The organism is bacterium, from assembly GCA_027622355.1.
Lineage (GTDB): Bacteria > UBA8248 > UBA8248 > UBA8248 > UBA8248 > JAQBZT01.
The window spans coordinates 1-6,687 of the sequence record JAQBZT010000170.1; the positions used below are offsets into that span (position 1 = coordinate 1).

Annotated in this window: 6 protein-coding genes; 2 read left to right on the top strand and 4 right to left on the bottom strand. The window is 63.5% G+C overall.

Annotated features, from left to right (window positions below; all coding sequences use genetic code 11):
* Positions 1-133: 133 nt before the first annotated feature.
* Positions 134-460, bottom strand: a complete 327-nt coding sequence (gene trxA, locus O2807_10245) for a thioredoxin (protein ID MDA1000875.1) — start codon at positions 458-460, stop codon at positions 134-136.
* Positions 461-647: 187 nt separating this feature from the next.
* Positions 648-1,097 (bottom strand): hypothetical protein, encoded by a 450-nt coding sequence (locus O2807_10250; protein ID MDA1000876.1) that lies wholly within the window; start codon positions 1,095-1,097, stop codon positions 648-650.
* A 222-nt stretch (positions 1,098-1,319) separates the two neighbouring features.
* On the opposite strand from O2807_10250, the gene O2807_10255 reads away from it, so the two are divergent.
* Together O2807_10255 and cheB are read left to right on the top strand one after the other, a co-directional pair.
* Positions 1,320-2,177 (top strand): response regulator, encoded by an 858-nt coding sequence (locus O2807_10255; protein MDA1000877.1) that lies wholly within the window; start codon positions 1,320-1,322, stop codon positions 2,175-2,177.
* A gap of 3 nt (positions 2,178-2,180) precedes the next feature.
* Positions 2,181-3,251 (top strand): chemotaxis-specific protein-glutamate methyltransferase CheB, encoded by a 1,071-nt coding sequence (gene cheB, locus O2807_10260; GenBank protein MDA1000878.1) that lies wholly within the window; start codon positions 2,181-2,183, stop codon positions 3,249-3,251.
* On the opposite strand, the gene O2807_10265 is transcribed toward cheB, so the two are convergent.
* The gene (locus O2807_10265) at positions 3,163-6,270 is read right to left on the bottom strand and encodes a DNA translocase FtsK 4TM domain-containing protein (protein ID MDA1000879.1); all 3,108 of its coding nucleotides are present in this window, start codon (positions 6,268-6,270) and stop codon (positions 3,163-3,165) included. The genes cheB and O2807_10265 overlap by 89 nt on opposite strands.
* Positions 6,271-6,428: 158 nt before the next feature.
* Positions 6,429-6,687 (bottom strand): hypothetical protein (locus O2807_10270; protein MDA1000880.1); only part of this gene is annotated, 259 nt, incomplete at its 5' end.

A 6,687-nucleotide genomic window follows, 5' to 3' on the forward strand; every position in this document is an offset into this window, starting at 1 on the left:
GGGTGAGTCGAAGACTCACCCGCCTCGCGATAAGCCAACCGCCGCTGGCCCAGTTCGATGAACCCTTCCCGCATCCGAGCCAAAGAGAACTCCCTGCCTGGACGTCCTCACCCTCGGGTGAACTCCCGGTTCTTCACACCACCCGGTCGATCACGGCCTTCAGATCCGCCTTTGAGCGCACACCGACAACCTGCTCCACGGCATCTCCGCCTTTGAAGATGATCAGGGTGGGGATTCCGCGAATGCCGAACTTGGTCGGGGTCGAGGGATTGTCGTCAATGTTCAACTTGCCCACCTTCAGTTTCCCGGAATACTCTGCCGCAAGGGCCTCCACCGTGGGCGCAATCATCTTGCAGGGTGCGCACCATTCGGCCCAGAAATCCACCAAGGTCGGGGTATCCGATCCGAGCACCTCGCTGTCGAAATTCTGATCGGTAAAATCCTGAAGATTTTCTGCCATTTCCATATCTCCGACAACCAAAAGTGAAAGATGAGGGCGAAGAGGGGCGGGGAACCCCATGAAGACGTGCGGTCTCCATCCATGACTCTAGTCAAACCGGGAGAGGATTGCAACGCGCCCACCCGGCCACTGTCCCCTTGGACACGGCCCGCCGGAAAAGGATTCGCCCGTCCCGGGAAAGTGCGGATTACTCCCGTTTATCCACAAACCGGGGGGAGTAATTGAGGTTCGGGCGGTAGGCGCTCAGCGCCTTTCCCTTCTTGGAGATGTGGCCCAGGAGGCCGCGAACCTCCTCCCTTCGCCCCTGCAAGCGAGCGGCGATGGCCTGTTCCAATTCCTGTATCCGTGAGATGCGCCCGCGCACGCTGCCCAGCGCCTCGTTCGTCCGTGCCAGCTCGCCCTCGGACAACGCTGCCTGCTCCACCCTCTTCCAGAGGGATTGCGAGGCGCTTGTACGGGATTCGATTTCCCGCTGCAGGGCTTCTTTCTCCTGGAGCAATTCTGCCAGACCTGCCAGATCGGGCCTGCCCAGCAATTCCATCTCCTGCTCGCAAATCACCGCCAACGCGCCCAAAAGGCGCTGATCTTCCTCGACGAAAAGATCAACTTCCTTCAACAAAGAGATGAAATTCGCCATCCTTTTCTCCAACAGAAGAGCGAACGGCAAAAATCCGGCAAACCCGGAGTCTTTCCATCAACCAGGGATTGTTTTTTCTCCCGCCGTTTGACCCAACCCCCGGAAAATTCATTGATCGCTTCCGTTTCATATGTATGATAACCGGATGGGGGGGGCAACAGGAACACACTCCCTTTTCAGTCTCATCGCTCCCCACGGGAGCCCTTCGACAAGAGAAACCGAATGAGCGGCGGGCAAAAATCGTTTTCCGGGCGTGTTCTCCTGGCCGAGGACGACCCCATGAGCCGCCTCGCCACCCAGGAGATGCTCTCGTTCCTCGGCTGCCGGGTAGAGGCCGCCCCGGACGGTCTCGAGGCCTTCGCGCACTACGAAGCCTCCGAATTCGATTTGATCATCCTCGACATCTCCATGCCCGGACTGGACGGGTTCGAGACCGCCCGCCGAATCCGAAGCAGCCAAAAGCCCGGCTCGCAAAACATCCCCATCGTCGCGATGACGGGGCATGACGACCCCGAACAACAAAACGCCCACCGGGCCGCCGGAACGAACGACCTCCTCCTGAAGCCCGCCACCCTTTCGGCATTGAGTGAAATCCTTGAGCGGTGGCTCTCCTCCCCGTGCGAGAAGCCAAGCGAGCGGCAAGGCGGATATCCCCCCTCCGCCGACGACGCGGAGGCGGAGGGGCTCTATCTCCCCCCCCTTCTCGAGCTCGCCGCACTTCAAGGGCCCGGCGAAAGCGACATCATCCAGGAATTGGCCAACATCTTCCTGAAGGAAATGCCCTCCCGGCTGTCCGTCCTGTCCCAGGCGCTGGGAGAGAAAGACTTCCTGCGGCTCGAAGAGGCGGTCCATACCATCAAGGGCTCCTGCGGCGTGATCAGCGCGCTTCGCATGGCCGCGCTCTGTGAAATTATCGAAGAAAGCACCAAGGAAAAAGAAAATCATGCCATCGAACGGCACATTCGCTCGCTACATGAAGAATACACGCGGGTCGAAAAACAGCTGGCGGCCAAGCCCTGGAAAACCGCGCGCCCTGACATCCCTTGCGGAGCGGCCCGCCGGCCCGACACGAGAGCCTGAGAGATGAACCCCACCATTCGAGTGCTGATCGTCGAAAACTCCGACTTGATGCGGAGCCTTTACGTGCGGCTTCTCGCGCAGAACCCGGCCATCGAGGTGGCCGGCGAGGCGAAGAATCTCGCCGCCGCGCGCGAGATGACCCTCTCCCTCCGGCCCGACGTCATCCTTCTTCAAATCCAAATGCTGGACGAGGAAACTTTTACATTCCTCAAATCCCGCATGGCCCTCTCGCCCATACCCGTCATCGCGCTCGGCGCACCCGAAAATCCCGGCAACCTGCCGTATGCCGAATGCGGCGTCGTCGGCTTTCTGCGGAAACCAGTGGCCATCATCGGGATGGAGCTGGCCCTGTTCCGGGATGAACTCATCCAGGAAATACAGTCCGCGGCGCATCCGCACCCGGACCGCGGCGCACCCGCCGCGGCATTCGGCGGCACTGTCGTCGCCATCGGCTCCTCGACCGGGGGAACAGAAGCCCTCCGGTCCATTCTGTCCCGGCTGCCCGCGACGTTTCCGCCCATCGTCATCGTCCAGCACATGGCCGCCCATTTTATCGGCCTGCTGGCGAACTCGCTCGATTCCCTCTCCCCGCTCTCCGTCCAGGAGGCCCGGCCCGGCGACAGGCTCCGGCCCGGCAACATATACCTCGCGCCCGGCGATTTGCACATGACCATCCGGAAAATCGGGGGAGACTACGAGGTCCGCCTTCAGGGCGGGCCGAAAGTATGGGGTTGCCGACCGAGCATTGATTTGCTCTTCGAGTCCGTCGCCCAGAGCGCCGGGAAAAATGCCGTGGGCGTCATCCTGACGGGGATGGGACGCGACGGCGCCAGGGGCCTGGCGCAGATGAAATCAGCCGGAGCCGCCACCTTCGCCCAGGACGAGGAGAGTTCCGTCGTCTTCGGGATGCCGAAGGAAGCCATCAAGGCGGGCGGCGTGGACAAGGTCGTCGGGCTTGCGGATATGCCCCGCCAGAGGCAGCTCGCTATCCCCGAATCTCTTGCTCGGCTTCATCCAAGGGAATTTCCTGAGCCAAAACCTGCCGTCGCTTTACGCCATCCGCCGGGCCGATGACCCCTTCCGCCTCCATCCGCTCGATCATCCGGGCCGCGCGGTTGTAGCCCACGCGAAGGTGGCGCTGGAGCAGCGAGATCGACGCTTCCCGGGTGCGGGCCACAAGGGCAACCGCCTCGTCGTACCTCTCATCGAATTCATCCTCATCGGCCTCACTATCGGCCGAGGCCTTCTCGGGCTCCGCGAAAATCTTCTCCTGGTACACGGCGGGCCCTTGCGCCTGCCAGTGCTCGACCAGATGGCGGATCTCCTTTTCGGCGACGAAGGCGCCATGAATCCGCATGGGGGAGGAGCTCCCCGGCGGAATGAAGAGCATGTCCCCCTTGCCGAGGAGCCGATCGGCCCCGTTGGCATCCATGATGGTGCGCGAGTCCGTCCGGCTGGCCACCCGCAGGGCGATGCGCGAGGGGAAATTCGCCTTGATCAGGCCGGTCAGAACATCCACCGAGGGCCGCTGGGTGGCCACCAGCAGGTGGATGCCCGCCGCCCGCGCCATCTGCGCCAGCCGGGCGAGGGAATCCTCCACCTCCCGGGATGAGACCATCATCAAATCGGCCAGCTCATCAATGACCACCACGATGTAGGGCAGGAAATCCTCTTCCCCCACGCTGGCGATGTTTTCATCCAGGTCCAGCGACCGGGCCAGCCGCCTCCGGCTCTCCTTCTCGCCCAGCCGCTCGAACAACCTCGCGTTGTAGCTCTCGATGCTGCGCACCCCCACCCGGCTCATCACCTTGTAGCGCCGCTCCATCTCCGCCACGACGCCGCGAAGCGCGGAAGCCGCTTTCTTCGGATCGGTCACCACGGGCACCAGCAGGTGGGGCACACCCTCATAGATCGAAAGCTCGAGCATCTTCGGGTCGATCATCAGCATCCGCACCTCGCGCGGCATGCATTTGACCAGAAGGCTGCAGATCATCATGTTGAGGAGAACGCTCTTCCCCGAGCCCGTCGTCCCCGCGATCAGAAGGTGCGGGATTTTCGCCAGATCCGTCAGCGTCGTGCGGCCCAGGACATCCACGCCCAGCCCCACGGTCAGTTTCTCCCGCGCCTCCCGGAATTCCCGGGAGCCGATCATCTCCTTCAGATAGACGGCGTTGCGCTTCTCGTTGGGAATCTCGATGCCCACCACCGAGGTTCCGGGAATCGGCGCCACCACGCGCACGCTGAGCGCCGAGAGGGCGCGGGCCAGATCGTCCGAGAGCGAGGCGATCTTGGCCACCTTGATGCCGGCCGCCGGCTTGAACTCGTAGATCGTGATCACCGGGCCGGTGTTGACCTGAACCACCTCGCCCTCCACCCCGAACTCCCGGAGGGTCTTCTCCAGCAGCCTGGATTTCTCCTCGAACCTCTCGGTTTCCACGCCGGAGAATCTTCGGGGCGGCTCCGAAAAAAGATCCACCTCGGGAAGCGTATAGCCTCCCCGCTTTTCGGCGCCCGGGCGCTTCGCCCGCTTGCCGGAGGCGACGAGCAGGCCCTCTTCCTTGACGATGGATTCATCCTCGATCCGGACAATCTCCGGATTCTCATCGAACGCCGCCGTGCGGACGCGGGAGCCTCCCTCCGGCAGGGCGGGCCCGGGGCGCGCATCCCACCCGTGTGCGGGGGCGCCTTCGCCGCCAATGGGCTCAATTTCGGGCGCATCCTCCCGGCGGGGGGCTGCGGAACCGTTCCGCCCCGGTGCGGCGGCAGGGGTCTTTTCCGCCGAGATATCTTCGAGCCCCTCGCCGATGGAATCACCCTTCCCGAGCCGGTCCGGCGGAACCTGTGCGGCCCGTTCCGGATTGCTCCGGGCACGGCCGATGCGCAAGCCGTTTCCGTGAGAAGCCTGGTGGAGTTCCACCCCCTGCCCCTCCCGGTCACCTTCTGAAACCTCTTCCCGGGGGAGATTCGCCGCCCTCGGGGGCATGGGAATTTCCGGCGGAGAAACTTCCGGCAGGGAAATCTCGCGCGCAGGAGTCTCCACCCAAGGCGCATGGTCCGGGCGGGCGGCGGCAGGGCCCGGAATCGGCAGGGCGGGGCCCTGCGAGAGCTGCATGTCTTTCGCGGCCATGAGCGCGCCCAGGGAAGGCTCGTCCTTGAGGCGATCCGCTGAGCGGGCGTTTTCTTTTTCGGGTTTTCCCGCTTTCCCGCTCCTCCGGAAGAGAGAAAACTTCCCGGCGAAGATGCCGGCCGACGTCTCTTCGGCCAAAGCAGGCGCCGGCCCGATCTCTTCGGGCCCGGCCCCCGCATCGGACACCTCTCCCAGCGCCGGTCCCTCGGCCGCGAGCGACTCGCGGTAGGCCAGCGCGCGTGCTTTCCCCTGCCGGGCTTCCCGCCGAAGCTTATCGCGCGCCGAGCAGGCTCCCGCCCATAGGCGCCGCCCCCCGCTCTGCAACCCCGCCGCTGTCCAGCGGAACGAGAGGCGAACCGCGCGCCAGAGCCAAGGCCCGGCACGGCGCCCGAGCCAAACGGGCGCAGAGAGCACGGCGGCGAACAACTGGTTCAGGGGCAGGCCCGTGGTTGCCACCAGGGCCGCGAGGAAAATCCCCACGAGGACGATTACGCTCCCCGCGCTGCCCAGCGCGCCCAGCAGCAGGGAGGAAACGCTGTAACCCACCCAGCCGCCGGCGAGAACCGCGCTGCCGAAGAGCGGATCGATTTCAAAAATCTTGTAGAAAAGACCGCAGCCACTCAGCGTGGCCACCAGCCAGCCCAGGCCGCGCCATCCGGGCCACCAGGAGAAATAGCCGGCGAACGTCGCCACACCCCATACGAGAACGGCGACCGGGACGAGAAAAGAGAAGGTGGCGAGAAGATGCACCAGGCCGCCCGCCACGTAGGCGCCAACGAGGCCGGCGAAGTTCTGAACCACCCACCCCTCGCCCACGCGATCGTTCCAGGAAGGATCCGTGGAGTTGTAGCTCCAGAGGGCAAGCGCGAAAAAGAGCGCTCCTGCCACCAGAAGGAGGCCGAAAACCTCATGGATGCGTTCGGAATATGGAGAAAGGTCCTGCTTGCCCGGGTTTCGCGGTGCCATAGTCCAACTCTCTGGACAGGCCTCCACCCCTTCCCCGGGAGGGGCAGGGATGCGAGCGCCATGGAAAACCTCGGGCGGAGGAACCTAGAAAACATATCACAATACAGGCGGGAAATACAAGAAATGATGGAACTTACCTTGAACGGCCCGGGAGATATCTAGCGGCGCCTCAGAATATCCTGCAGACCCCGTTCCAGCTCCCTGCCCAGATCCTTAATGACGTCCTGGGCCTTGGGGGATTTTTTGCCGAGTCCTTTCAGGACGCCCTTCAGCTCCTTGCCGACCAAATCCCCCGCCTTTCCACTGAGATCGGTGAGTTTTTTCCACACCTGCTTCAGGAGGGTCTCGACAACCTGCTGCCCGACGCCGTTCGAAGCCAGATCATCGAGCCGCCGCTTCAGTTTGAAGGAGACCGGA

Coding starts and splice junctions, on each gene's coding strand:
- trxA (MDA1000875.1), bottom strand. CDS start 460: ATGGCAGAAAATCTTCAGGATTTTACCGATCAGAATTTCGACAGCGAG.
- O2807_10250 (MDA1000876.1), bottom strand. CDS start 1,097: ATGGCGAATTTCATCTCTTTGTTGAAGGAAGTTGATCTTTTCGTCGAG.
- O2807_10255 (MDA1000877.1), top strand. CDS start 1,320: ATGAGCGGCGGGCAAAAATCGTTTTCCGGGCGTGTTCTCCTGGCCGAG.
- cheB (MDA1000878.1), top strand. CDS start 2,181: ATGAACCCCACCATTCGAGTGCTGATCGTCGAAAACTCCGACTTGATG.
- O2807_10265 (MDA1000879.1), bottom strand. CDS start 6,270: ATGGCACCGCGAAACCCGGGCAAGCAGGACCTTTCTCCATATTCCGAA.